The organism is Bacillus sp. AFS012607, assembly GCF_002558005.1.
Lineage (GTDB): Bacteria > Bacillota > Bacilli > Bacillales > Bacillaceae_G > Bacillus_A > Bacillus_A thuringiensis_S.
Genome location: NZ_NTVM01000005.1, coordinates 334,356 through 361,348 on the forward strand (window position 1 = coordinate 334,356; position 26,993 = coordinate 361,348).

Consider the following 26,993-nt stretch of genomic DNA (forward strand, 5'->3'; position numbering starts at 1 on the left):
TTTTGCAAACTTTTATATCAAAAATGTATAATTAAGAAGGGTTAAACTCTCTCCGTAATAAGTGGAGAGAGTTTCCCTTGTTTTCATACGAAAGTAACAGCAATTACATAGAGGTGAAGGAAATGGAATTAGTAGAAATTAGACAGGAATTAGAGAAAATGGCTAAGCGATTAGCGGCTTTTAGGGGGTCTCTTTGACCTTCCTACTAAGGAGAAACAAATTGCAGAATTAGAAGAAAAAATGATGAGCGCAGGATTTTGGGATGACCAACAAGGCGCGCAAGCTGTAATTAATGAAGCGAATGCGTTAAAAGATATGGTTGGAAGTTTCCGTCAATTAGATGAAACATTCGAAAATTTAGAAGTAACGCATGAGCTTTTAAAAGAAGAATACGATGAAGATTTACATGAGGAATTAGAGTCAGAAGTAAAAGGCTTAATTCAAGAAATGAATGAGTATGAGCTTCAGTTACTATTAAGTGATCCTTATGATAAAAATAATGCAATTTTAGAATTACATCCAGGTGCAGGTGGAACTGAGTCACAAGACTGGGGTTCTATGTTATTACGTATGTATACACGTTGGGCTGAAAAACGTGGATTTAAAGTAGAAACGGTTGACTATTTACCGGGTGATGAAGCTGGTATTAAGAGTGTAACTTTATTAATTAAAGGTCATAACGCTTACGGTTACTTAAAAGCAGAGAAAGGTGTACATCGTCTTGTACGTATTTCACCATTTGATTCTTCAGGTCGTCGTCATACATCGTTCGTATCTTGTGAAGTTGTACCAGAGTTCAATGATGAAGTTGAAATCGAAGTACGTACAGAAGATTTAAAAATTGATACGTACCGCGCAAGTGGAGCGGGTGGGCAGCACGTTAATACGACAGATTCAGCAGTTCGTATTACACATACACCGACAAATACAGTTGTAACGTGTCAGTCAGAGCGTTCACAAATTAAAAACCGTGAGCATGCGATGAAGATGTTAAAAGCGAAATTATATCAAAAGAAACTAGAAGAGCAACAAGCACAATTAGATGAAATCCGCGGGGAACAAAAAGAAATCGGATGGGGTAGCCAAATCCGTTCTTACGTATTCCACCCGTATTCTCTTGTAAAAGACCACCGTACAAATACGGAGGTTGGTAACGTACAAGCAGTTATGGATGGAGAGATTGATCCATTTATTGATGCTTACTTACGTTCTCGCATCTAATAAGTGAAAAAAAGCCAACTAAATTGTTGGCCCACGCTGAGGATATAGAGGATATAAAGAATTTGATTTTATTTTTATAGATGAAGTAAAGAGGAAGAGAAGTTGGAAACGACAACTTCTCTTTTTGATGGGATTATATGTAGATTACAATGGTGTATATTGTTTTGTAAAAAGTAGAGAATAGTAAAATAGAGCGATAATAGGGTAAAGATTTATATAGAACATTTCTAATTTTCCTTTTAAAAAGGATTCTTTATAGAAGTTTTTTAAGCTGTTCACAGAATTGAAACAACTTATGAAAGCTTTATTTTATCAAGGTTCTCACTGTATTTTTGAGGAATATGAAATACACCTTAGTTTTTCTATATAAAGATAATGCTTATAATGAAAATGAGTGTGTTAGGAATAAAAAGAATATCAACAATGGGGAGCGATAGAAGTGAAAAAGAAATTGTTGGCTATTGCGCTAGGGACATCGGTTGTTTTTGCTTTAGGAGCATGCGGAAATAAAGAAGAGAGTAAGTCTTCGAAACAGTCTGCAAGCACAGACAGCGCAGAACAAATTTTCCAAAGAAGTTGTGCTGGATGTCACGCGACAGATTTATCAGGGGCAACTGGACCTGATTTAAGAAAAGTAGGCGGTAAGTACGACGCTGCAGATATCGAAGAGATTATTAAAAAAGGCCGCGGTTCAATGTCACCAGGACTTATTCAAGGTGAAGATGCGAAAAAAGTATCTGAATGGTTAGCTGAACATAAATAAAAAAGGTGAACTGGACGAGTTGATAATATAGGTCAACTCGTTTTCCTTTTCATTTATGTAACATAACTGTAACAAAAATGTATCCGAACTGGAAACCGTTTGATGTTACAATGGGGTTTGTAGAATTTTGCTGAAATATATTACATAGAGTGGTATTGCTTATGAGAAAGCATAAGTAAACTACCTTCAACAAGGATGACTAAGTGAAAATGAAGGATGTCTTTTATTTTCAGATGTACAGAAAAGTATTTCGAAAAAAATCATTAAGTATTGGGTGATAAATAATGATAAAAATGACGAATGTTTATAAGGAGTACCCGAATGGTATGAAAGCCATTGCTGGTCTTACAGTTAACATTAAACAAGGTGAGTTCGTATACGTAGTTGGACCGAGTGGAGCCGGAAAATCTACATTTATTAAAATGATGTATCGTGAAGAGAAGCCATCTACAGGATCAATTAATGTAAATGGACTTGTTATTGAAACATTGGCAGAAAGAGATGTTCCATATTTTCGTCGTCAATTAGGCGTAATTTTCCAAGATTTTAAATTACTACCTAAATTAACGGTATATGAGAATGTTTCGTTTGCTTTAGAAGTAATTGAAGAAGAACCAGATGCAATTCGTGAGCGTGTAACAGAGGTTTTAGGTCTTGTAGGTCTTGAAGATCGTGCAGATGCAATTCCAAGTGAACTTTCAGGTGGAGAGCAACAACGTGTTGCGATTGCAAGAGCGATTGTAAATCGACCAAAGGTTGTAATTGCTGATGAGCCAACAGGTAACTTAGATATTGAAACAGCTCTTGATATTATGAAGATTTTTACTCGCATTAATGAGCGTGGTACAACAATTGTTATGGCGACGCATAATGCAGATATCGTAAATACAATCCGTCATCGTGTAATCGCGATTGAAGGCGGAAAAATTGTTCGAGACGAGATTGAGGGAGGATACGGATATGAAGGCTAAGACCCTTAGTCGACATTTGCGAGAAGGTGTAAAGAATCTATCACGTAACGGATGGATGACGTTTGCTTCTGTTAGTGCAGTAACAGTTACATTATTACTTGTAGGTGTCTTTTTAACAGCGATTATGAATATGAACCATTTTGCGACAAAAGTAGAGCAAGATGTAGAGATTCGTGTACACATTGATCCAGCTGCGAAAGAAGCTGATCAAAAGAAATTAGAAGAAGATATGAGTAAGATTGCAAAAGTAGATTCTATTAAATATTCTTCTAAAGAAGAAGAGTTAAAACGTTTAATTAAAAGCTTAGGTGATAGCGGAAAAACGTTTGAGTTATTTGAACAAGATAACCCACTTAAAAACGTATTCGTTGTAAAAGCAAAAGAACCAACAGATACAGCGACAATCGCGAAGAAGGTTGAAAAAATGCAGTTTGTCAGTAATGTTCAGTACGGAAAAGGGCAAGTTGAACGATTATTTGATACTGTAAAAACTGGTCGTAACATTGGGATTGCGTTAATTGCTGGTCTTTTATTCACAGCAATGTTCTTAATCTCTAACACAATTAAAATTACAATTTATGCTCGTAGTACAGAAATTGAAATTATGAAACTTGTTGGTGCAACAAACTGGTTCATTCGTTGGCCATTCTTGCTAGAGGGGTTATTCTTAGGAGTATTAGGATCAATTATTCCAATTGGCCTAATTCTAGTTACGTATAATTCGTTGCAAGGTGTGTTTAACGAAAAACTTGGCGGAACAATTTTCGAGCTTCTACCATACAGTCCTTTCGTATTCCAATTAGCTGGTTTACTAGTGTTAATCGGTGCGTTAATCGGTATGTGGGGAAGTGTAATGTCAATTCGTCGTTTCTTAAAAGTATAAAAAGTTGCAAACATAATTCGTACAAGCTTATCATATAGTAGAAATAGGTAAAGGCATCACACACTGTGTGATGCCTTTTGCTACACCACCTGTGTGTTTTGGAAAGGGGAATTCCGCATTGAAACGTAGAGTTGCAATTATTGGAATGGTTGTTGCATTTTTAATTGGTGCTGGCGGAATGTTTGCAGGCATGTCTGTATTTGGGGTTAACCCAGCAGAAGTAACGCAAACAATTTCGAGTGGGAATGCTAGCACTGCGCAAGGGAATTTGGCAAAAATTAATGAGGCGTATGCACTAATTGATTCACGTTATGTGGAAGACGTGAAAGATGAAAAGTTAGTTGAAGGTGCAATACAAGGCATGTTGTCTACGCTGAAGGACCCTTATTCCACGTATATGGATAAAGAAACAGCCAAACAGTTTAGTGAATCGCTTGATCCTGAATTAGAGGGGATTGGGGCTGAGGTGAACAAAACGGACGATAAGCTTATTATCGTATCACCAATTAAAGGTTCACCAGCAGAAAAGATAGGAATTAAACCGAATGACCAAATTTTATCTGTAGATGGAAACAGTGTGAAAGACTTATCACGTGAAGAAGCAGTATTAAAGATCCGTGGTAAAAAAGGAACGACTGTCGCAATTGAAATTAAACGTGCGGGAGTAACTGATCCGATTGTATTTAAAATTAAGCGTGAAAAAATTCCGATCTTTACAGTGTTTAGTTCTGTGAAGCAAGAGAGCGGAAGAGATATCGGTTATATGCAAATCACTTCTTTTGCTGAAAATACAGCGAAGGAATTTAAGGATCAGTTAAAAGAGTTAGAGAAGAAAAATATAAAAGGCTTAGTTATTGACGTGCGTGGTAATCCTGGTGGCTATTTAAATAGTGTAGAAGATATACTGGGAGAAATTATGACGAATAAAAAGCCGATGCTACAAGTAGAGCAGCGAAATGGTGAGAAGAAGAAATTCTCTACGGAACTGAAAGAGAGAAAACCATATCCAATTTCAGTATTAATTGATAATGGAAGTGCTTCTGCTTCAGAGATTTTAGCTGGTGCACTGAAAGAAGGAGAAGGATACGATTTAATTGGTGAAAAGACATTTGGTAAAGGTACTGTCCAGCAAGCTGTTCCATTTAAAGACGGCAGCAACATTAAATTAACGATGTTTAAATGGTTAACACCGGATGGGAACTGGATTCATAAAAAAGGAATCGCGCCAACAGTAGAAGTGAAGCAACCAAATTATTATCATGCGACACCAATTCAAATTGAAAAAACACTTTCATACAATTCAAATGATGTACAAGTAAAACATGCTCAAGAAATGCTTAAGAGCTTAGGATATGTACCAGGTCGTGAAGATGGATACTTTAGTAAAGAGACAGAATCAGCGCTGAAAGCATTCCAAAATGCGAATGAAATGGAAGCGACAGGACAGCTTGATAAAAAGACAGCTGAAGCGATTCAAACTAAAATTATCGAAAAAATCCGTTCTGGAGAAAATGATCTACAATTACAGTCAGCATTAAAATTAATGGCAAAATAAGAAGAAATACAGGCAGTTTGCTGCCTGTATTTTTTTGTGTTAAACAAACGTTTGTTTAGTTATGATAATATAAAAAGAAAGAATGATATAAATGGTGGTGAATGAGTTCGTGGAGTCGTGGATTTTTGAAATAATGCGGGCAGTTGGACGTTTTTTCTTACACCCTGCTGTCTATATATTTGTAATAAGTAGTATCTTCGTTGGATACTTACGTATGTTAAGAGAACGAAAAGATTTTTCTTTTAAAGTTTATGATATTTGGTTTGAACTGCGAACCTCTCTATTTGCAGGGATTGGATACGGATTAGTAGTATCTATTATTACGATTGGGCTTGGACTTGTTGTTTCTAAAGCAAGCTTATGGGCCATTTTAATTTGGACATTACTATTTGGATTAACGGCTATGTATCGATATTTATCAGCGGCTTATACATTTAGCATTGCGATTGTATGTGTTCTATTATCTTCTAAGCTACCAGTTTCCTTCTTACAGCTTCGAGAAGGTGAAGAGAATACCATTGTATCCCTTGCTATTTTGCTAGGCGTTATGCTTATTGTAGAAGGCTTATTGATTTCTAAAAACGCAGTAGGATATTCTACACCGAAGATTAGGAAGGGGAAGCGTGGATTAAAGATTGGTTTACACGAATCAAAGCGTTTATGGATCGTTCCTATTTTTATTCTTGTACCGGGTGATGCGGTAACGCAGTTTATTTCATGGTGGCCTGTCGTTTCAATAGGTTCAAATACATATTCTCTATTTCTCGTTCCATTTTTAATTGGATTTATGAGAAAGATTAAAAGTTATGAGCCGACGGAAGCTTTATTATTTACAGGAAGACGTGTTTATGGGTTAGCAGGACTTGTGCTCGTTTTAGGAATCGCAAGTTACTGGTGGCATGTACTTGCAATTATCGCGATGGGAGTCGCAATGCTTGGGCGTTTCACAATTTCGATGCAAGAGAAAATTACTGATGAAACAAGACCAGCGTATTTTGCTGCACGCAATGATGGGCTCGTTGTACTAGATACAATCCCAAATACAATTGGAGCAGAGCTAAAATTACTACCTGGAGAAATTATTACGAAAGTAAATGGAGTCATTCCAAAAAGCGCCGAGGAATTTTATGATGCGCTTCAAACGAAGACGACAGGAGCATTTTGTAAATTAGAAGTATTAGATACAAATGGTGAGCTTCGTCTTGCACAAACTGCATTATATGCTGGTGGACATCACGAATTAGGTATTGTATTCGTTGAGCAGGAGCATGAGTGGGATTCGGAAGCGATGTAATAGAAGGAATGGTATCACCTTGTGGTGGTACCTTTTTTTGTTTGGGGGGAGGGTAGTTAGTAAATGAAATTTATATCGGCGATTATTTGAATATATCGACTCTCTGGAAAAAATGACAAATACCAAAAATCTTATTTTTAGTTTCATAGACGGATAACTTGAATAATTATTTGATAATGGTTATCATTTAGAGAGTCTTTTTAATTTTGGAAAATGGAGGTAAGATATGCTGCGTAAATTTTTTTCTTACTATAAACCGTATAAAGGTTTATTTATACTCGACTTTTCTTGTGCGGTTGTCGCAGGATTACTAGAACTTGGCTTCCCGCTTATCGTAAATCAATTTATTGATAAGTTATTGCCAGGACAAAACTGGACGCTTATTTTATGGGCTTGTTTCGGTTTACTTGCAGTGTATATATTAAATGCAGGCTTACAATATGTTGTTACATATTGGGGACATATGCTTGGTGTTAACATTGAAACGGATATGAGGCAGAAATTATTTGATCATATTCAAAAGCTATCATTTAGATTTTTTGACAATAATAAAACAGGTCATTTAATTTCACGTCTTACAAACGACTTAATGGAAATTGGGGAAATTGCTCACCATGGACCAGAAGATTTATTTATCGCTATTATGACTTTAGTTGGGGCATTTTCATTTATGATGATGATCAACTGGAAGTTAGCGCTATTAACGTTCTTCGTCATTCCATTCTTATTATGGTTAGCACTTTACTTCAACAAAAAAATGACAGGTACATTTAGACGTTTATTCTCAGACGTTGCTGATTTCAATGCATGTATTGAGAATAATGTTGGTGGTATTCGCGTAGTACAAGCATTCGGAAATGAAAAGTTTGAGAAAGAGCAATTTGCTGTTAACAACGCTCGTTTCCGCACAACGAAATTAATGGCGTATAAAATTATGGCATTAAATTCATCGATTAGTTATATGCTCATGCGTCTCGTAACACTCTTCGTCTTAATATGCGGTACATGGTTTGTTCTGCAAGGTGAATTAACGTACGGTGGATTTATTGGATTCGTTCTATTAACGAATATTTTCTTCCGCCCCATTGAAAAAATTAATGCGGTAATCGAAAGCTATCCGAAAGGGATCGCTGGTTTTAAGAGATATGTAGAGCTTCTTGAAACAGAGCCAGATATTGTAGACTCTAAAGGTGCGATGGAAGTTAAACATGTACATGGTGATATTCAATATAACAACATTACGTTCGGATATGAAAATAAAGAACCGATTTTAAATGACATTAGTTTGAACATACATGCAGGTGAAACGGTTGCGTTCGTTGGACCATCAGGAGCTGGAAAAACAACGTTATGTAGTTTACTCCCACGTTTTTATGAACAATCGTCTGGTTCAATCCAAATTGATGGTATTGATACGAAAGATATGACATTATCTTCACTTCGTAAACAAATTGGAATTGTGCAGCAAGATGTGTTCTTATTCTCAGGAACGATTCGTGAAAATATTGCTTACGGAAATTTAAAGGCGTCAGAAGCTGAAATTTGGCAGGCGGTAAAACGTGCGCAGTTAGAAGACTTAATTTACTCACAACCAGACGGTTTAGATACCGTTATCGGTGAGCGTGGTGTGAAACTTTCTGGTGGACAGAAACAGCGTCTAGCGATTGCTCGTATGTTCTTGAAAAACCCACCAATTTTAATATTAGATGAAGCGACTTCTGCATTAGATACAGAGACGGAACTAGCGATTCAAAAATCGCTTGCAGAACTATCTGTCGGCCGTACAACATTAGTTATCGCTCACAGGCTTGCAACGATTAAAAATGCAGATCGTATCGTCGTTGTAAATAAAGATGGTATTGCAGAACAAGGTTCGCATGAGGAACTAATTGAGCAAGGCGGAGGATACAGCCGATTATACGAAGCTCAGTTCAGTTCATAAATATAATTTCTGCTGAATTAGTGCACCATAAGTAAGTGAAAATCTTATATGGGAGGCTATAAAGCATGATTGTAACAACAACGTCTACAATTCAAGGAAAAGAAATTATTGAGTACATCGATATCGTCAATGGAGAAGCGATTATGGGCGCGAATATCGTTCGTGACCTTTTCGCTTCTGTTCGTGACGTTGTCGGCGGTCGCGCGGGTGCTTATGAAAGTAAATTAAAAGAAGCGCGCGACATCGCAATGGAAGAAATGAAAACTTTCGCAAGACAAAAAAATGCGAATGCAATTGTTGGTATCGACGTGGATTACGAAGTAGTTCGCGAAGGAATGCTAATGGTTGCGGTGAGCGGGACTGCTGTCCGTATATAAAAGTGAAAAAGCCGTGCTGATGCACGGTTTTTTCACTTTTATTAATGCTATTCTGTGTCGAAGTTCCAATATTTCTTGGGAAATGCGGAAGGCCTTGTCGATATATAGGGAAGACATTAGAGCGCTTCTTTACATTTTCGGATTTGAACTAATAATGTTTCGTATTCTTGTTCGAGAGATGTGATGTCATCGTTTTTGTCAAACTTATTTCTATTTGCTATTTTTGAATTCATTATTATACAATTGTGCTTTTGCCAGCGCCTCAGCATCGTTTTTAATTTCATCCAGTCCATTCGCATCCCCAATAACATAACCTTCAAATGAAGAACCAACAAAATCAAAGATATATTGGAATTGAGCAATAAGCGGTAATGCTTTTAGCTTGGGGTTGTCCCCGCCAACGATGACAACATACATTTTTTTGCCTTGCATTTTTTCTTTGAAATGAAGAGATGTATCACGCAAGCTTTGTGACCAGCGATCAACAAAGTTTTTCATATGTCCGCTCATTCCGTACCAGTATAGCGGTGTAGCAAAGATAACCGTGTCGTGCTCTAACATGCGTTTCGTTAACTGCTCGTAGTCATCGTTTACAGGTTGGAATCCTTCTGCATCATGACGCTTATCTGTAATAGGATAGACTGTGTGATCACGTAAATAAATTTGTTCTGTTTCAATTCCATCAATCATCATATGTGTTAAAGCTTCCGTATTTCCGTTTTGTCTTGAACTGCCATGTATAACAAACATGTAATCATCTCTTTTCTTTTGCTTGTTTTAGGAGTGAAACGTGTTTTTGCAAATTTGTTTGAATGTTGGAAAGCAATGAGATTTGCTTTGTTACTTCATTGAGTTTATCTTCATAAAGCGTAAGAATGCTGCTGCACGGATTGTCGTACAGGTGCGGTTCAATTGCAAGGCAACGCAGCATCCTTGCTGTCTCTTCTAAATTTAAGCCAATTTGTAAGTACATTTGAATAAGCTCCACTTTTTCGACGGCACTTTCATCAAAATCACGGTAGCCATTTGCGAGGCGCTTAGAAGGGAGTAGTCCCTTTTCTTCGTAATGTCTTAGTGATCTTTCACTAACACCAGTTTTTTTTGATAATTCTCCAATTCGCAATGTGTTTCACTCCTTTTACATGTATTGTAAACCTTCACACTAATGTGAAGGTCAATGCTGTTTTTTCGCAAAAGAATTTACATGATTTAAGAACACTTGAATGGCTTTAGAGGGAATGAAATATTTGCCGCGCACGATGGAGAACGGACGGATTAGTTGTTCATTTGGAACCTCGACGTGGAATAGTTCTTTTGCTAGTAGCTCTTTCCGTACAGTCCAATCAGAAAGTATAGCGATGCCAAGACCGGCGGCGACGGCTTCCTTCACACTTTGAATACTGCTAAATGTAAAGAATCGCTTCATTTTTAAATGGTGTTGATGAATAAATCGATCGCTATAAGCACGTGTACCAGAACCACTTTCTCTTAGTACCCATACTTGGTCTTGGAGTGTGCTTTCATTTATTTCATTTGTGCGGAGCAATGGATGATTTGGCGGAACGACGAGCTTCATTTCATCTTGCATAAACGTTTCAACGTCAACGTCGGCGTATACGACTTGCCCTTCCACTAAGCCGATATCGATTTGATTAGAGCGAAGGCTTTGCAAAACGTCTTCTGTATTTGAGATGAAAGTATGAACTTCGACGTGTGGATTTTCATTCGCATAGTTAGCCAGTATTTTTGGAAGTAAGTATTCGCCGATTGTAAAACTAGCACCAATGCGAAGTGTTCCTGTTACAACGTTATGTAGTTCATTAATCTCTTGCTTAGCATCTTCGTAAAGAGAGAGCATTTGCTTTGCATGTATATATAATATGTTTCCAGCTTCCGTAACTTGGACGTGCTTCGGGGAGCGTTGAATAAGTGTAGTGCCAAATTCGTTTTCTAAGTTGCGTATATGCATACTTACTCCGGGCTGTGAAAGGTTTAATAATTCTGCTGCACGGGAGAAGTGTTTCTGTTCAACGACAGTAACAAAAATTTTTAAAATGTCTACGTTCATATAATGGGCTCCTTTCTTTTTCTATCATCTTATCATAAGTATTTCTGATGATAGAGATTTGGTATTGGTATTAAACTTATTATAGAAACTCTCTTATAATGTAAGTAGAAAGAACATGCATGTTCCAATACGATTATTGGAGTGGTTCAAAGTGGAACAAACACTTGTTATACAAAAGAAGAAGGGCTTTGGATTTTCGCAAGGAATTGGGATTACATTATTAATCGCAATTGCCGCGAAATATTTAGCAGAGCTTCCATTTTTAAATATTATGGGACAATTAGTAATTGCTATTCTAATTGGGATGGTTTGGCGAGCAGCTATCGGAGTTCCACAAGAAGCGATAGCTGGAACGAATTTCGCGAGTAAGAAGTTACTTCGCTTTGGGATCATCTTACTTGGAATGCGATTAAATCTTGTTGATATTGCGAAGGCAGGGCCGAAAGTATTGGTCATCGCTGCGGTTGTTATTGCATTTACGATTTTCGTTGTATATGGACTAACGAAAGTATTTAAAGTAGAAAAGAAACTCGGAATTTTAACAGCGTGTGGAACAGCAATTTGCGGTGCGGCAGCGGTCGTGGCAATTGCACCGCAAGTGAAAGCAAAAGATGACGAAACAGCAGTTGGAGCAGCGATTATCGCAATTTTAGGTACTATATTTACGCTTATTTATACGTTATTATATCCAGTGCTTGGTTTATCTCCATACGGTTACGGTGTATTCTCAGGTGCGACGCTTCACGAAATCGCTCATGTCATCGCAGCTGCGGCGCCAGGAGGAAGCACGGCTGTAGATATCGCAGTTATCGTGAAGCTAACGCGCGTTGCAATGCTTGTGCCAGTAGCGATTTTAATCGGATTATGGTTTGGTAAGAGTGAAGGTAGCAAGGAAAAAAGATCATGGCGCGAACTTCCAATTCCGTGGTTCATCTTCGGGTTTTTAGCAATGAGTGCAGTGCATTCGCTCGGGGTTATACCAGAAGTTGTTGCCGGCTACATTGTTGTCATTGCTTACATGCTGATTGCAATGGCGATGGCGGGGCTTGGTTTAAATGTAGAGTTTAAAACGTTCCGTAAGTTAGGAAGTAAAGCATTCGTGGCGGGGCTGATCGGCTCGGTTTGCCTTTCTATTCTTGGATACGTTCTTGTATATGCGTTAGGATTTATGTAGTAGGACGAAGAAGCTGTTCCAAAAGATATTTTGGGACAGCTTCTTTCTTATGCTTATAGTGCTATCGATGTCGATATATTAAAAAAACGCTGATATAAATTGAACTACTCTTGTACTTTGTTAGGGTAGATGTTTAGTGAAATGTTTTTCTAAAATTTGTAAGGATATCTTTACTTGTTACTGGAAAATATTTATAATTTAAGTAAAGATATCTTTACTTTTGAAGGTGGAGCCTATGGGTGTGAAAAATAAAATAAAAGAGTTAAGAAAGCAAAATCATATAACGCAAGTTGAAATGGCAAAGGCGATGCAGGTGACGCGGCAGACGATAGTGGCGATTGAAAATCATCATTACAATCCGAGTCTAGAGTTATCCTTAAAAATCGCCAAGTATTTTGGAGTGAAGGTGGAGGAAATCTTTACGCTGGAGTAAGGGGGAAAGAAAATAAATGATAAGTTTGAGAGATTTCAATTAGATTAAACGTTTAAATATATAAGGATTGGTTTTGGTTTATTAATAAGTATGGCATCGACGAGTGTGTTAGCAACAAAGAATAATAGATAGAAAAAGGGGAACTGGGATGGAATTACCGGTGTTATGTGTCGCTACAGCTATATTTGCGCTTCTTTGGGGAATGCAAAACTTTTCTCGTAATCCAGTGCCAAGTATTTGTATTATGATTGGTACTGTAGGTTTAACGTATTATTTATTAGTATTAGCCCATTATCATAAAACGGCAACGAGTGTTGTTGTTGGAGCACTTATTTTATTTTGTGGGCGCGCCATACAAAAGGGGTTATTTCCATAAAAGCTGTTTATACACTTTGTATAAACAGCTTTTTGTATTTTTTTACAAATTACTTGAAAGTTACGTAACGTCATCTTTTATAATGAAGGGGAAGAGGTGATGGTAGTGATTTCAATACAAGAATTGACGAGAGAAACAGGGGTTACAGTACGTACATTACGTTATTACGATCAAATAGATTTGTTAAAGCCGAGCGGGAAAACAGAAGGTGGGCATCGTTTATATAGTGAAGTTGACGTAATAAGGCTGCAACAAATTTTATTTTTAAAGGAAATGGGATTTTCATTAAAAGAGGCTGCGAATATGTTAGTAAAAGGTGAGCTTAACTTAAAGGATTCTCTTGAAAAACAACTTCGGTTTGTACAGGAAGAACAAAAGAAATTTAATCGAATGGAGCGTGTTTTACAAGCTGTTGTTTATTCGGTAGATGTGGAGGGAGATCTTGATTGGAAAGTTATGTTTGAACTTATTCAGCTTTCGAAACAGTCTCCTCGTATACGTGAAATATTCCAAAATGAAGTGTTTTCAAAGGAAGAACAAAAGTTGCTTCACAATTTGCCGAATATGAGTGAAGAAGATCCGAATGTTTTAGAATGGGTAGATTTATTAAAGCAATTCCGTACTTTTATGAAGGAAGGTAAAGAAGCTGCTAATGATGAGGTACAAGGGGCAACGAAAAAATTAATGCAGAAGTGTTTAGAAATGGCTAATGGTGACGAAGCATTTTTAGATAAGTTATGGGAAGTTAGAAAATCGAAGGAAGATTCACAGAAAATGAGCATGTATCCAATTGAAGAAGAACTTTTAATATATATGGATGAAGCTTTTCGTATTTATGATGAAAAGGAGAAGGATAAATGAGTATACTCGCAGAATATCGTTGGTATTTTTTAATTGGGGCAGAAATTGTATTTTGGTTATCAGCTATCGGTTTCTTTTTACTCCGTTACGGATTCCGTTTGAAAAAGGCGAGCTTTATTATGGGGATTGTACTCCTCGTAAATGAAGTGTTTATTTTAACATTAGGGGTAGTGGACTATTATCAAACAGGAAAGTTCTCTAATTTTCAAATCATTACTGTAATTATTTTATTGTATGCAGTTTTCTACGGGAAAAAGGATTTGAAGAAGCTGGATATATTTGCGCAAAAGCTAGTTGCGAAATGGCGTAATGAACCAGCGCCAATTATGGAAGAGCACGTAGAATTAACAGGTATGGCCTATGCGAAGCAGGAAATAAAAAATTGGGTATTACATCTTGTTTTATTCGTTGGTGTGCACATATTCTTTTTCTTTGCGTATGGATTTATTTCGTTTGAACAATGGGGTAATTGGTTAGAATCGGGAATCGTTTTAAATAAAGCTGCAAGTCGCGTGAGCCAAGTGTGGGCAATTATATTTTTAGTTGATACAGCGATTTCATTTTCATATGTGATTTTTCCGAAGAAGGAGAAAGGAAAAGAAAAGCTACTTTCATAGTTGAAAGTAGCTTTTGGGTATACAAATAATTTTTATAGGAGAGGATGACAATAGGAAAAAGAATCAGTTTTATATGTCTATTTCTCTTTAGTTTAGTAGCATGTGCACCATCTAACACTACAATTAACAAGAAGAATGATGTCATTGTAAAGGGAACCAGGATTTCCAATCTAGATAAATTCGAGCAGTTCGTTTGGAATGTGGAACAAGGGAAAGTTGATGAAATAAGAATTGTACAGTATACCGATGAAGGTGACCCGGTTTTTCAAACGTTAGAGCATAGTGGGAAAGATATCCTTTATGTGTTAGATAGTAGACAAGACAAATTTGCTGGTGAGGATAAAAGGTTATATAAAGATAGCTGTAAAAGGATTGTTAAAGAGCAGCGTGAATCGCAAACGGCTTATAGGTTAATAGACTGTGTGAATGAAAATGGGCGCAATGGATATGACTTAGTATATGTACCTAAAAAATAGAGTTAGTAGAGGAAGGAAGTATTTACTCCTTCCTTTTTCTATGTGTATATTGTCGAAAACTTTACCGAATATCTGTTCGTTTTTTTAGGTTTTTTATAGGTATTCGTGGTAAAATAATAATACAGATTTTTATGAGGAGGTCGGATTTTCTTGGAACGTCAATTTGAAATTGTCTCAGCGTATTCCCCGCAAGGTGATCAGCCGGTAGCTATAGAGAAGCTTGTAGAGGGAATTAATAGTGGAAAGAAAAAGCAAGTGTTGCTTGGAGCGACAGGAACGGGTAAGACATTTACGATTTCAAATGTCATTAAAGAAGTGCAAAAGCCAACACTTGTCATGGCTCACAATAAAACATTAGCAGGTCAGTTATATAGTGAGCTAAAAGACTTTTTCCCGAATAATGCAGTTGAATATTTTGTTAGTTATTACGATTATTATCAGCCAGAAGCGTATGTACCACAAACAGATACGTTTATTGAAAAGGACGCGCAGATTAATGATGAAATTGATAAATTGCGTCACTCGGCAACGTCTGCATTATTTGAACGGGACGATGTAATTATCGTTGCGAGTGTATCGTGTATATATGGTTTAGGTTCTCCTGAAGAATACCGCGAGTTAGTTGTGTCACTTCGAGTTGGTATGGAGAAGGACCGCAATCAATTGCTTCGTGAACTTGTTGATGTACAGTATGGACGTAATGATATTGATTTCAAGCGTGGTACATTCCGTGTGCGCGGAGATGTAGTTGAAATCTTCCCAGCATCACTTGATGAGCATTGTATTCGGATTGAATTTTTCGGCGATGAAATTGATCGTATTCGTGAAGTAAATGCGTTAACAGGTGAAGTATTAGCAGAACGTGATCATGTAGCAATCTTCCCAGCATCTCACTTCGTTACACGTGAAGAGAAAATGAAGGTCGCTATTGAAAATATCGAAAAAGAATTAGAAGAGCGTTTAAAGGAATTAAATGATAACGGTAAGTTGCTAGAAGCACAGCGTATAGAGCAACGTACACGTTATGATTTAGAAATGATGCGCGAGATGGGCTTTTGTTCAGGGATTGAAAACTATTCCCGTCATTTAACACTTCGTCCAGCGGGTGCAACACCGTATACGTTATTGGACTATTTCCCGGAAGATTTCTTAATTGTTATGGATGAGTCGCACGTATCAGTGCCACAAGTAAGAGCGATGTATAACGGGGACCAAGCACGTAAGCAAGTGCTTGTGGATCATGGATTCCGTCTGCCGTCAGCTTTAGATAATAGACCGCTCATGTTTGATGAGTTTGAGGAGAAAACAAATCAAGTTATTTACGTTTCGGCGACGCCAGGACCGTACGAGTTAGAGCAGTCACCAGAAGTAATAGAACAAATTATTCGTCCAACAGGGCTTTTAGATCCACCAATCGATATACGACCTATTGAAGGTCAAATTGACGATCTATTAGGAGAGATTCAAGATCGTATTGCAAAAAATGAACGTGTACTAATTACGACTTTAACGAAGAAAATGTCAGAGGATTTAACGGATTACTTAAAAGATGTAGGAATTAAAGTGAACTATCTTCACTCTGAAATTAAAACGTTAGAACGTATTGAAATTATTCGTGACCTTCGCCTTGGTAAGTTTGATGTACTTGTCGGTATTAACTTATTACGAGAAGGATTAGATATTCCAGAAGTATCACTTGTAGCGATTTTAGATGCAGATAAGGAAGGGTTCTTGCGTTCAGAACGTTCGTTAATTCAAACGATTGGTCGTGCGGCGCGTAATGAAAACGGCCGCGTTATTATGTACGCAGATCGCATAACGAGATCGATGGGAATTGCAATTGAAGAAACGCAGCGTCGTCGTACTATACAAGAAGCTTACAATGAAGAGCATGGTATCACGCCGAAAACGATTCAAAAAGGCGTTCGTGATGTAATCCGTGCAACGACAGCGGCTGAAGAGACAGAAACATACGAAGCAACTCCTGCTAAGAAAATGACGAAAAAAGAGCGCGAAAAGACAATTGCGAAGATGGAAGCAGAGATGAAAGAAGCAGCAAAAGCGTTAGACTTCGAGCGTGCAGCTGAACTAAGAGATTTACTATTAGAATTAAAAGCGGAAGGGTGAAAAGAGTGAGTAAGAGCAAGGATTTTATCGTTGTAAAAGGTGCTAGAGCACATAACTTAAAAAATATTGATGTAACCATTCCGAGAAATCAGCTTGTTGTTGTAACGGGATTGTCTGGTTCGGGGAAATCATCATTAGCATTTGATACGATTTATGCAGAAGGGCAGCGCAGATATGTAGAATCGTTATCTGCGTATGCGCGCCAGTTTTTAGGACAAATGGATAAGCCGGATGTAGATACGATTGAAGGATTGTCACCAGCGATTTCAATCGATCAAAAAACGACGAGTCGTAATCCACGTTCAACTGTCGGAACAGTGACGGAGATTTATGATTATTTACGTTTATTATTTGCACGAATTGGTACGCCAATTTGTCCGAATCATGGGATTGAAATTACATCACAAACAGTCGAGCAGATGGTAGACCGTGTTCTTGAATATCCTGAGCGTACGAAATTACAAGTGTTAGCGCCTATCGTGTCTGGGCGTAAAGGAGCGCATGTGAAAGTACTTGAAGATATTAAGAAGCAAGGGTATGTTCGTGTACGTGTTGATGGTGAAATGCTTGATGTGTCTGAAGAGATTACGTTAGATAAAAATAAGAAGCATTCCATTGAAGTTGTAATTGACCGTATTGTTGTAAAAGAAGGAATCGCAAGCCGTCTTGCTGATTCACTTGAAAGTGCATTAAAGCTTGGCGGAGGCCGAGTGTTAATCGATGTAATGGGAGAAGAGGAACTTCTATTTAGTGAACATCATGCTTGTCCGCATTGTGGTTTTTCAATCGGAGAATTAGAGCCGCGTATGTTCTCATTCAACAGTCCGTTCGGAGCATGTCCTTCTTGTGATGGACTTGGTTCAAAGCTAGAGGTAGATTTAGAACTTGTTATTCCGAACTGGGATTTATCATTAAATGAACATGCGATTGCTCCATGGGAACCGACAAGCTCACAATATTACCCACAGCTTTTACAATCTGTATGTAATCATTACGGCGTTGATATGGATGTGCCTGTGAAAGATATACCGAAAGATTTATTTGATAAAGTGTTGTACGGAAGCGGTGAAGAGAAAGTTTATTTCCGCTATGTAAATGAATTTGGTCAAGTAAAGGAAAATGAGATTTTATTTGAAGGTGTTATTCCAAATATCGAACGTCGTTATCGTGAAACGAGTTCTGATTATGTCCGTGAGCAAATGGAAAAGTATATGGCAGAGCAAGCTTGTCCGAAGTGTAAAGGTGGACGCTTAAAGCCTGAGAGTTTAGCTGTTTTCGTTGGTGATAAAACGATTGCTGATGTAACGAAGTATTCTGTTCAAGAAGTACAGGAATTCTTCTCGAATGTGGAGCTAACGGAGAAACAACAAAAAATTGCTCATTTAATTTTAAGAGAAATCCAAGAGCGCGTTGGGTTCTTAGTGAACGTCGGTTTAGATTATTTAACGTTAAGTCGTGCCGCAGGAACTTTATCAGGTGGTGAGGCGCAGCGTATTCGTTTAGCGACGCAAATTGGTTCTCGTCTTACTGGCGTACTTTACATTCTTGATGAGCCTTCTATCGGTTTACATCAGCGCGATAACGATCGTCTTATTCGTACATTGCAAGAAATGCGCGATTTAGGTAATACATTAATCGTTGTTGAGCATGATGAAGATACAATGATGGCTGCTGATTATTTACTTGATATCGGACCGGGTGCAGGTATTCACGGTGGGCAAGTTGTATCGGCAGGGACACCAGCTGAAGTGATGCAAGATGATAATTCGTTAACAGGAAAATATTTAAGCGGTAAAGAGTTTATTCCAGTTCCACTTGAAAGACGTAAAGGTGACGGACGTAAAGTGGAGATTGTCGGCGCAAAAGAGAATAACTTAAAGAACGCGAAGATGTCATTCCCACTCGGTACGTTTGTAGCGGTAACAGGTGTATCTGGATCAGGTAAAAGTACGATGATTAATGAAGTACTATATAAATCGTTAGCGCAAAAGTTATATAAAGCGAAAGCGAAGCCAGGTACTCATAAAGAGATTAAAGGTCTTGAACATTTAGATAAAGTAATTGATATTGATCAATCGCCAATTGGTCGTACACCACGTTCTAATCCAGCGACGTACACAGGTGTATTCGATGATATTCGTGATGTGTTTGCACAAACGAACGAAGCTAAAGTGCGCGGATATCAAAAAGGACGTTTCAGCTTTAACGTAAAAGGTGGCCGTTGTGAAGCGTGCCGTGGAGATGGAATTATTAAAATCGAAATGCATTTCTTACCAGATGTGTATGTTCCGTGTGAAGTTTGTCACGGTAAACGATATAATCGTGAAACGTTAGAAGTGAAATATAAAGATAAGAATATTTCTGAAGTGTTAGGGATGACAATTGAAGATGGAGTAGAATTCTTCGCCAATATTCCTAAAATTAAGCGTAAACTTCAAACACTTGTAGATGTTGGGCTTGGTTATATGAAATTAGGTCAACCAGCAACAACATTATCTGGTGGGGAAGCACAGCGTGTGAAATTAGCTTCTGAATTACACCGCCGTTCTACAGGTCGTACGTTATATATTTTAGATGAGCCAACGACTGGTTTACATGCGCATGATATTGCACGTCTTCTAGAAGTGCTGCAACGTCTTGTTGAGAGTGGTGAGACGGTACTTGTAATTGAACATAATTTAGATGTGATTAAAACAGCTGATTATATCGTTGACCTTGGACCAGAAGGCGGGGACAAAGGTGGACAAATCGTCGCTTCGGGAACGCCAGAGCAAGTAGTAAAAGAAGAGCGCTCGTATACTGGTAAGTATTTAAAAGAGATTTTAAATCGTGATAAAGCAAGAATGAAAGAGAAAATAAAAGAAGTAGAGTTATCGCAATAAGTGTATGAATAAAACCGGGTGGAAATGACACTCGGTTTTTATTGTATAGGGGGAGATGATGGAGTTTTTAGATGTGTTGCGAAAGAAGAATATGAAGGTAAGAAAGTTCCAAAAGTGGGGTGTATATTTTCGGAAGCGCTGGGAGAATAACTTTGCAAACCATTTAAGTGATGAAGAAAAAGAAGACATTTTTTTTTACGGAGATAAGTATGTATGTGGATATCTTTGGCACATATTTAGTTATGAGAAAAAGAAGTGCTTAGAAGGAATAGAAGCAGAGAGCGCGTTTCATAATGAAGTGAAAAAGGAGTGCTACATTTTCTACCAACACTGTGATGAGGTACTATTAATAAAGGATGCGAGTTTATTACATATGGATGATACATTGTGTGAGACAGATGATGCGTATAAAGGTGATATCTATATTGTAGATAAAGATTTCACTTGGACTTTTGTAAAAACTCATGAACATAGATGGTGTGGTCCCTATTTCACAAAGAAATGTTGGTAGGTATACAAGCGTGAAGAGTAGAATAAGTTGGTATAAGTATTTGTATGATACTTGCGTTTATTGTCTATTAGCGTATGATGAAATATATATGTTAAAAGGATGTGTAAGAAAATGAGATGGATTGTATCACTTCTTGTAAATAGCGTTGTGTTAATCGCTGTATCGGGACTTTTAAAAGGGATTGCACCAGACGCGTTTTACGTAGCGAATATACAAACTGCAATTATTGCGAGTATTATTTTGGCTGTTTTAAATGTGTTCGTAAAGCCGTTTTTAATTTTAATTACGCTACCAATTACTGTTGTAACTTTCGGCTTCTTCTTAATTGTTATTAATGCGATTACGTTAAAAATAGCAGATTCATTATTAGGAGATGCTTTTAATATATCAGGATTTGGTGTAGCGATTGTTGCGGCAATTTGTATTTCAATTTTTAATATGATTATTGAAAAGGTAATTGTGGAACCTCTATATGAAAAAAAGAGAAAATGACAAAAAGAAAAACATTTCATTATTCGTATGAAATGTTTTTTTCTATTTATCAGAAACCGTATTTCTTGTTTCCAGAAAAAAATGGTACAATATCCGGTAGAATGGAATTTTACATCAAACGAGACTGAACCCGCAGCGGAGTGGAGGTTTATACATATGCCAAAAGTAAGGACAAAAGATTTAATTGAACAATTTCAATTGGAGTTAATAAGTGGTGAGGAAGGAATTCATCGTCCGATTGATACAAGTGATTTATCACGACCTGGAATTGAAATGGCAGGATTCTTTACATATTATCCAGCTGATCGCGTGCAGCTTCTTGGAAAAACGGAGCTTACGTTCTTTGATACGTTAACGACAGAACAAAAACAAGAGAGAATGAAAGCGCTTTGTACCGAGGAGACGCCATGTATTATTATAACTCGTAATCAAGATGTACCAGATGAGTTATTACAAGCATCACGTGAATCAGGCATGCCTTTATTACGTTCTTCTCAAACGACAACGAGATTATCAAGTCGTTTAACCAATTATTTAGAAGGTAAGCTAGCACCAACAACTGCTGTTCATGGTGTATTAGTGGATATTTACGGTGTTGGTGTTTTAATTACAGGTCAAAGTGGTGTTGGTAAAAGTGAGACAGCTCTTGAACTTGTGAAGCGTGGCCATCGCCTTGTTGCGGATGATAGTGTAGAAATTCGCCAAGAAGATGAAGACACATTAGTAGGAAGCTCACCAGATTTAATTGAGCATTTATTAGAAATTCGTGGTCTAGGTATCATTAACGTTATGACGTTATTCGGTGCAGGGGCAGTGCGAAATTATAAGCGTATTACACTTGTTATTAATCTTGAAATTTGGGATCAAAAGAAAAATTATGATCGCTTAGGTCTTGATGAAGAGAAGATGAAAATTATTGATACAGAACTTACGAAGATTACACTTCCAGTTCGTCCTGGTCGAAACTTGGCTGTTATTATTGAAGTAGCAGCGATGAACTTCCGTTTAAAGCGTATGGGAGTCAATGCAGCACAGCAGTTCTCAGAACGATTAATGAGTGCGATTGAGTTAGGGAATCAGGAGTAAACATTGGAGAGGGAGGTCATACATATGCTGTTAGGTTCTGTACCGCAGCTTGACCGCGTAGCTGTCCAACTTGGGCCGTTTCCTGTTTATTGGTACGGGATTATTATCGGTACAGGTGTGCTATTAGGTCTTTGGCTAGCAACTCGCGAGGGAGAAAGGCTAGGTATTCCAAAAGATACATTTGTTGACCTTGTATTAATTGCAGTACCGATCGCTATTCTATTTGCGAGAATGTATTATGTTATTTTTGAATGGGAATATTACGCGCAAAACCCGAGTCAAATTATTAATATTCGTCAAGGTGGCTTGGCGATTCATGGTGGTTTAATCGGAGCGGTTATTACCGGAATTCTTTTTGCAAAGCGACGCGGGGTTTCATTCTGGAAGTTGGCGGATATTGCTGCGCCAAGTATTTTACTAGGACAAGCAATTGGCCGATGGGGAAACTTTATGAACCAAGAGGCACATGGTGATGAAGTAACGAGACAGTTTTTAGAAGGTCTTCATTTACCAGATTTCATTATTAATCAAATGTATATTGAGGGTGTGTACTATCATCCGACGTTTTTATATGAATCATTATGGAATTTTGTAGGTGTAATTTTACTACTTGCATTAAGAAAAGTGAATTTACGCCGCGGGGAATTATTCTTCACATATTTAATTTGGTATTCAGTAGGACGCTTCTTCGTAGAAGGCTTACGTACAGATAGTTTAATGCTAGGACCACTTCGTATTGCACAAGTAATGTCAATTGGACTTGTTGTTATTTCTATTATTTTCATTATTGTGAGACGAAAAATGGGGCAAGCTGATAAAAGATATTCGGAAAATTAGAGAAAAGTAGCATCTTATTGTAAGATGCTGCTTCTTTCATATTCAGGAAAGCGAAAGGACTAAGGCAATGAGAATAAATACAGTGTTATTTGATTTAGATGGAACTTTAATTAATACAAACGAACTTATTATTTCTTCTTTTTTACATACTTTAAATACATATTATCCAAATCAATATAAGCGTGAAGATGTGTTGCCATTTATCGGTCCATCTTTGCATGATACTTTCAGCAAGATTGATGAAAGTAAGGTTGAAGAGATGATTACAAGCTATCGCGAATTTAACCATGATCATCATGATGAATTAGTAGAAGAATATGAAACTGTATATGAAACAGTTCGAGAGTTGAAGAAGCAAGGTTATAAAGTTGGTATTGTTACAACGAAAGCGAGACAAACCGTTGAGATGGGATTACAGTTGTCAAAGCTTGATGAATTTTTTGATGTTGTCGTGACAATTGATGATGTAGAGCATGTGAAACCACATCCAGAGCCACTTCAAAAAGCGCTTGAATTATTAGATGCAAAACCAGAAGAGGCATTGATGGTTGGGGATAATCATCATGATATTGTCGGTGGTCAAAATGCGGGGACGAAAACAGCTGCGGTTTCATGGACGTTGAAAGGTAGAGCGTATTTAGAAGCTTACAAGCCGGACTTTATGCTAAATAAAATGAGTGATTTGCTACCGATTTTGTCTAATATGAACCGTTCATAAAGGTCCAAGTAAGTTAGTAGAGGAGCGAGCTAAGTGCGACGGACAACGCGCTATCCTGTTTCAGGAGGAAATTCATTATGGAATGTGTATAAAACAGTGTCTTTTTGGAAGGTAATGAAAAACTTTATTATTATCCAAATTGCGCGTTACACGCCATTTTTATCTGTGAAGAATTGGTTGTACCGTACTTTTTTACGGATGAAAGTAGGAAAGAAAACATCATTTGCACTTATGGTAATGCCGGATATTATGTTCCCAGAAAAGATAACTGTGGGAGAGAATTCGATTATTGGTTATAACACAACGCTTTTAGCACATGAATATTTAATTCGTGAATATCGACTTGGGGAAATCATCATTGGAAATGAAGTGATGATTGGAGCGAATGTAACAATATTACCAGGTGTGAAAATTGGAGATGGTGCGACTGTCTCAGCTGGCACACTTGTTCATAGAGATGTACCGAGCGGAGCTTTCGTAGGTGGAAATCCAATGCGTATTATTTATACGAAAGAGCAAATGACCGCAAGAGAAGGTTCATGGTAAAAATGTAACATTTCTCTTCTTTTTTTATGAATAAAAAGGAAATAATTGAGTAGAATATACTGTTTTGTTTTTTACGGAATCGTTTATACTTATAGATAGAAGAATGTGTGAACGAAGAAAACAAAAAACTGGAGGATATATGGGGAAAAATCAAAGAATATATAAGGAGAACGGACAAGTTATCTCTTTTAATCAGCTAGCGGACTTCTTTTATAAAAAAGGGATGAGAGCTTACAAAGGGCAAAAATTGCAAGATGCAATTAAATATTTTCGAAGAGCGGCACAAAGTGAGAAGGAGCCGTTTATTTTATGTCAATTAGCATCAGTATTATCTGAGGCTGGTGAATATCAAGAATCGAATCAAATCTTCTTAAAGTTAGTTAGATCTAATCCAGAACTTGAACAGTGCTATTATTTTATTGCAAATAATTATGCATATATGGGGTTATTTCAACAGGCGAAGAAATATGCGGATCGCTATTTAGAATTTGCAAAAGAGAAGGAATTCGTAGAAGATACATTAGAACTTCTTGAGATTATGGAAGAAGAAGCAATGGGTGCGGAAGAGATTGAAGATGAAGATGATTTAATTGTTATGCAGGAAGAAGCGAATCGTTATATTCGTAATGGACAATTGGAAGAAGCAATTGCTACATTAGAAATTGTTACGAAAGATTATCCGGAATTTTGGTCAGGTCATAATAATTTAGCCATTGCACATTTTCAATCTGGCAATGTAGACAAGGCACTGAAGTTAACAGAAATGATTTTAGAGAAAAATCCTGGTAATATACATGCGCTTTGTAATACGCTTATTTTTCTATATTCAATTGGAGAGCATAAACAAGTAGAAGCGTTAGCGGGACAGCTAGTTTCAGTATATCCGATTTCATTTGAACATCGTTTGAAACTGGGAACCACACTTGCAACGATTGGTTATTTCGAGCATGCATATAAATGGTTCAAATTATTAAAGCGTCAAGGATACGAGGGAGACGTTAGTTTTTATTATTGGTTTGCATATTCTGCTTATATGGTGAAAGATCAGCAACTAGCTGAAAAAATGTGGCAACATGTCGTGGAATTGCACCCTGATAAAAAAGGAAAAGAGCCCTGGAATGCGCTGAATTTAGCAGATGAAGGACAAAGTTTGCTATTTGAAGAATTACGAAAATCATTTCAGCAAAGTGCGACGTTAGAAGAACAAATGCTGGCTTTATATTTAATGAATGAATTGTCAACGCCGGAGAAGGTTGGATTCTTCTTTGATATAACGCAAGCGAAGAACGGTGTTCCCATCGTATCACAACTTGCAAATTACTTCTTTTTACTTAATAGTCATAAGAGTATTCCAGCTGATTTACAACAATTTGAGCAGTGCGTACGAATCGCGGATGCATTATACAATTATACGAAAAAAGATGATGAATTAATTGAAGAGTGTTTACACTTTTGGTTTTGTACGTTCATACGTTTATATACATCTGGAGATATATTTACAAATGTGTACGGCTGGTCAGCTGCGATTGAATACATTGTACGCGGCGAACAAGGAAATAAAATGACACAGTCGGAGCTTGGAGATGTATATAATGTATCTGTAGCGACTGTCCGAAAGTATGTGCAAGCTGTTAAGCGTACGCACACATAAGATAAGCAAATCATTGGGAAAAAAATGATGCTAACAGTATAATGAGGGTAACTTAATTGTGTAGGAATGGATAGGAGTGAATAGTGTGTCAGAAGAAAAAATTTATGATGTCGTTATTATTGGTGCAGGACCAGCTGGTATGACAGCTGCAGTATATACATCTCGTGCAAATTTAAGCACATTAATGCTTGAGCGTGGTATTCCAGGTGGCCAAATGGCAAACACAGAAGATGTAGAAAACTACCCAGGTTATGAGTCTATTTTAGGACCAGACTTATCAAATAAAATGTTTGAGCATGCGAAGAAATTTGGTGCTGAATATGCATACGGTGATGTGAAAGAAGTCATCGATGGTAAAGAATACAAAACAATTATTGCTGGTAAAAAAGAATATAAAGCACGTGCAATTATCGTTGCAAGCGGTGCAGAGTATAAAAAAATTGGTGTACCGGGTGAAACAGAACTTGGCGGCCGTGGTGTATCATATTGTGCAGTATGTGACGGGGCATTCTTTAAAGAAAAAGAACTTATCGTAATTGGCGGCGGAGATTCTGCTGTTGAAGAGGGTGTATTCTTAACGCGCTTTGCATCAAAAGTAACGATTGTTCACCGTCGTGACACGCTTCGTGCACAGAAAATTTTACAAGACCGTGCTTTCCAAAATGAAAAAGTAGATTTCATTTGGAACCATACTATAAAAGAAATCAACGAAGCAAGTGGTAAAGTAGGAAGTGTAACACTTGTCGACGTAAACAGTGGAGAAGAGAAAGAAGTCAAAACTGACGGCGTATTCGTATACATCGGTATGTTACCATTATCAAAACCATTTGTTGAACTAGGTATTACAAATGAAAATGGTTACCTTGAAACGAACGAACGTATGGAAACGAAAATTCCTGGTATTTTTGCAGCTGGTGATGTTCGTGAAAAAATGCTTCGTCAAATTGTAACTGCAACAGGTGATGGTAGTATTGCAGCACAAAGTGCTCAACATTACGTAGAAGAATTATTAGAGGAATTAAAAACTGTATCAGAAAAATAAGGGATAATATACCTTGTGAGAAGAAAGCTACCGACAGGAGCTTTCTTCTTTTTTTGTTTGAAAATGTCAAAGTTTTGTCAAAAAATATTA

Annotated in this window: 27 protein-coding genes and 1 pseudogene; 24 read left to right on the top strand and 4 right to left on the bottom strand. The window is 37.4% G+C overall.

What is annotated here, in order from left to right; translation table 11 throughout:
• Positions 1-122: 122 nt before the first annotated feature.
• The 8 genes from prfB to CN409_RS04460 all read left to right on the top strand — a co-directional run bounded on the left by prfB (position 123) and on the right by CN409_RS04460 (position 9,006).
• Positions 123-1,221 (top strand): peptide chain release factor 2 gene (prfB, locus tag CN409_RS04420; protein WP_097807990.1). Its coding sequence is split into 2 segments (ribosomal slippage): positions 123-194 and positions 196-1,221, totalling 1,098 coding nucleotides; the frame shifts between segments, so codons are not numbered across the junction.
• 439 nt (positions 1,222-1,660) lie between these two features.
• Positions 1,661-1,984, top strand: a complete 324-nt coding sequence (cccB, locus tag CN409_RS04430; RefSeq protein WP_000727971.1) for a cytochrome c551 — start codon at positions 1,661-1,663, stop codon at positions 1,982-1,984.
• A gap of 284 nt (positions 1,985-2,268) precedes the next feature.
• On the top strand, positions 2,269-2,955 hold the full coding sequence (ftsE, locus tag CN409_RS04435) for a cell division ATP-binding protein FtsE (protein WP_000594331.1): 687 nt from the start codon (positions 2,269-2,271) through the stop codon (positions 2,953-2,955).
• Positions 2,945-3,838: a permease-like cell division protein FtsX gene (gene ftsX, locus CN409_RS04440; RefSeq protein ID WP_000645028.1), complete on the top strand. Its 894-nt coding sequence runs from the start codon at positions 2,945-2,947 to the stop codon at positions 3,836-3,838. Before ftsE ends, ftsX begins: the two co-directional genes overlap by 11 nt.
• 118 nt (positions 3,839-3,956) lie before the next feature.
• A complete protein-coding gene (locus tag CN409_RS04445; protein ID WP_000830306.1) occupies positions 3,957-5,393 on the top strand; it encodes a S41 family peptidase in 1,437 nt (478 codons plus the stop codon).
• A 91-nt stretch (positions 5,394-5,484) separates the two neighbouring features.
• Positions 5,485-6,687, top strand: coding sequence for a PDZ domain-containing protein (locus tag CN409_RS04450; RefSeq protein WP_000261257.1), 1,203 nt, complete (start codon positions 5,485-5,487; stop codon positions 6,685-6,687).
• Positions 6,688-6,913: 226 nt separating this feature from the next.
• Positions 6,914-8,629 (top strand): ABC transporter ATP-binding protein, encoded by a 1,716-nt coding sequence (locus tag CN409_RS04455; protein WP_000944606.1) that lies wholly within the window; start codon positions 6,914-6,916, stop codon positions 8,627-8,629.
• A gap of 65 nt (positions 8,630-8,694) precedes the next feature.
• Positions 8,695-9,006, top strand: a complete 312-nt coding sequence (locus CN409_RS04460; RefSeq protein ID WP_000637523.1) for a heavy metal-binding domain-containing protein — start codon at positions 8,695-8,697, stop codon at positions 9,004-9,006.
• A 116-nt stretch (positions 9,007-9,122) separates the two neighbouring features.
• On the opposite strand, the pseudogene CN409_RS32240 reads toward CN409_RS04460, so the two are convergent.
• The 4 genes and pseudogenes from CN409_RS32240 to CN409_RS04480 all read right to left on the bottom strand — a co-directional run.
• Positions 9,123-9,200: pseudogene (locus CN409_RS32240) on the bottom strand (macrolide transporter); the annotation flags it as partial.
• 16 nt (positions 9,201-9,216) lie between these two features.
• On the bottom strand, positions 9,217-9,756 hold the full coding sequence (locus CN409_RS04470) for a flavodoxin family protein (protein ID WP_097980968.1): 540 nt from the start codon (positions 9,754-9,756) through the stop codon (positions 9,217-9,219).
• Positions 9,757-9,760: 4 nt separating this feature from the next.
• Positions 9,761-10,129 carry a MerR family transcriptional regulator gene (locus CN409_RS04475; RefSeq protein ID WP_001219228.1) on the bottom strand — a complete coding sequence of 123 codons (369 nt, stop codon included), beginning with the start codon at positions 10,127-10,129 and terminating at the stop codon, positions 9,761-9,763.
• A 51-nt stretch (positions 10,130-10,180) separates the two neighbouring features.
• Positions 10,181-11,074, bottom strand: coding sequence for a LysR family transcriptional regulator (locus CN409_RS04480; RefSeq protein WP_074790282.1), 894 nt, complete (start codon positions 11,072-11,074; stop codon positions 10,181-10,183).
• 151 nt (positions 11,075-11,225) lie between these two features.
• Here CN409_RS04480 and CN409_RS04485 point away from each other — a divergent pair, with 151 nt between their 5' ends.
• From CN409_RS04485 to trxB, 16 genes are all read left to right on the top strand, one after another.
• Positions 11,226-12,248 carry a YeiH family protein gene (locus CN409_RS04485; protein WP_141527683.1) on the top strand — a complete coding sequence of 341 codons (1,023 nt, stop codon included), beginning with the start codon at positions 11,226-11,228 and terminating at the stop codon, positions 12,246-12,248.
• 235 nt (positions 12,249-12,483) lie between these two features.
• Positions 12,484-12,681, top strand: a complete 198-nt coding sequence (locus tag CN409_RS04490; protein ID WP_000538364.1) for a helix-turn-helix transcriptional regulator — start codon at positions 12,484-12,486, stop codon at positions 12,679-12,681.
• Positions 12,682-12,829: 148 nt separating this feature from the next.
• The gene (locus CN409_RS04495; RefSeq protein WP_000422656.1) at positions 12,830-13,057 is read left to right on the top strand and encodes a hypothetical protein; all 228 of its coding nucleotides are present in this window, start codon (positions 12,830-12,832) and stop codon (positions 13,055-13,057) included.
• 99 nt (positions 13,058-13,156) lie between these two features.
• Entirely contained in the window at positions 13,157-13,918 is a 762-nt protein-coding gene (locus tag CN409_RS04500; protein ID WP_000260349.1) for a MerR family transcriptional regulator, read from the top strand.
• Positions 13,915-14,535: a hypothetical protein gene (locus CN409_RS04505; RefSeq protein ID WP_000025208.1), complete on the top strand. Its 621-nt coding sequence runs from the start codon at positions 13,915-13,917 to the stop codon at positions 14,533-14,535. Before CN409_RS04500 ends, CN409_RS04505 begins: the two co-directional genes overlap by 4 nt.
• Before the next feature lie 44 nt (positions 14,536-14,579).
• Positions 14,580-15,011, top strand: a complete 432-nt coding sequence (locus CN409_RS04510) for a DUF4362 domain-containing protein (RefSeq protein WP_000151993.1) — start codon at positions 14,580-14,582, stop codon at positions 15,009-15,011.
• Positions 15,012-15,161: 150 nt separating this feature from the next.
• Entirely contained in the window at positions 15,162-17,138 is a 1,977-nt protein-coding gene (gene uvrB / locus CN409_RS04515) for an excinuclease ABC subunit B (RefSeq protein ID WP_000441044.1), read from the top strand.
• 5 nt (positions 17,139-17,143) lie between these two features.
• A complete protein-coding gene (gene uvrA / locus CN409_RS04520; RefSeq protein ID WP_000045589.1) occupies positions 17,144-20,020 on the top strand; it encodes an excinuclease ABC subunit UvrA in 2,877 nt (958 codons plus the stop codon).
• A 58-nt stretch (positions 20,021-20,078) separates the two neighbouring features.
• Positions 20,079-20,531, top strand: coding sequence for a DUF4275 family protein (locus tag CN409_RS04525; RefSeq protein ID WP_000394721.1), 453 nt, complete (start codon positions 20,079-20,081; stop codon positions 20,529-20,531).
• 111 nt (positions 20,532-20,642) lie between these two features.
• On the top strand, positions 20,643-21,023 hold the full coding sequence (locus tag CN409_RS04530) for a phage holin family protein (protein WP_001267311.1): 381 nt from the start codon (positions 20,643-20,645) through the stop codon (positions 21,021-21,023).
• 156 nt (positions 21,024-21,179) lie between these two features.
• Complete coding sequence (hprK, locus tag CN409_RS04535; protein ID WP_001127251.1) at positions 21,180-22,109, top strand: HPr(Ser) kinase/phosphatase; 930 nt, start codon at positions 21,180-21,182, stop codon at positions 22,107-22,109.
• Between the two features lie 24 nt (positions 22,110-22,133).
• A complete protein-coding gene (gene lgt, locus CN409_RS04540; RefSeq protein WP_000924241.1) occupies positions 22,134-22,946 on the top strand; it encodes a prolipoprotein diacylglyceryl transferase in 813 nt (270 codons plus the stop codon).
• Between the two features lie 67 nt (positions 22,947-23,013).
• A complete protein-coding gene (ppaX, locus tag CN409_RS04545) occupies positions 23,014-23,664 on the top strand; it encodes a pyrophosphatase PpaX (RefSeq protein WP_097980971.1) in 651 nt (216 codons plus the stop codon).
• Between the two features lie 33 nt (positions 23,665-23,697).
• Positions 23,698-24,210 carry an acyltransferase gene (locus CN409_RS04550; protein WP_001255086.1) on the top strand — a complete coding sequence of 171 codons (513 nt, stop codon included), beginning with the start codon at positions 23,698-23,700 and terminating at the stop codon, positions 24,208-24,210.
• Positions 24,211-24,349: 139 nt separating this feature from the next.
• The gene (locus tag CN409_RS04555; protein WP_000517718.1) at positions 24,350-25,861 is read left to right on the top strand and encodes a tetratricopeptide repeat protein; all 1,512 of its coding nucleotides are present in this window, start codon (positions 24,350-24,352) and stop codon (positions 25,859-25,861) included.
• Between the two features lie 85 nt (positions 25,862-25,946).
• The gene (gene trxB, locus CN409_RS04560) at positions 25,947-26,903 is read left to right on the top strand and encodes a thioredoxin-disulfide reductase (protein ID WP_001288077.1); all 957 of its coding nucleotides are present in this window, start codon (positions 25,947-25,949) and stop codon (positions 26,901-26,903) included.
• The last annotated feature ends 90 nt before the right edge of the window (positions 26,904-26,993 follow it).